This window comes from Mesorhizobium sp. M8A.F.Ca.ET.218.01.1.1, assembly GCF_004791165.1.
Classification (GTDB): domain Bacteria; phylum Pseudomonadota; class Alphaproteobacteria; order Rhizobiales; family Rhizobiaceae; genus Mesorhizobium.
On the sequence record NZ_SRUZ01000054.1, the window covers coordinates 1 to 407 of the forward strand.

1 protein-coding gene is annotated in these 407 nt (G+C 58.2%); it reads left to right on the forward strand.

Annotated features, from left to right (window positions below):
- Window positions 1-407: ABC transporter permease (locus EN861_RS34365; RefSeq protein ID WP_189343816.1), on the forward strand; the 407-nt coding region annotated here is incomplete at both ends.

Genomic DNA, 407 nt, shown 5'->3' on the forward strand with positions numbered 1-407 from the left:
GATCCTGGCCGGCATCCCAGAATTCGTCGTGGCCATTATATTGACGTTCGTATTTGCTCTGTGCCTAGGCCTGGTGCCGGTCGACAGCACGCTCGCAGACCACGGGACTGTTCTGGAGCGTATCCAAGCCTATGTTTTGCCGACTTTGACCTTGGTCGTTGTGATGGTGCCGCATATGAGTCGTATCGCGCGCGCATCCGCTGCCGAAGCTCTACGCGCGCCTTTTATCAAGGCCGCAATCCTGCGCGGCATGAGTCGCAGCATTGTCTTGTGGGACTATGCGATGCGCAGCGCGGCTGTGCCCTTCGTCAACGCCGTGGGCATCAATGTCGTCTATCTGCTTAGCGGGGTAGTCGTCATCGAGAATGTGTTCGCATTTCCTGGCATTGGGCGGCTGCTCGTCCAGG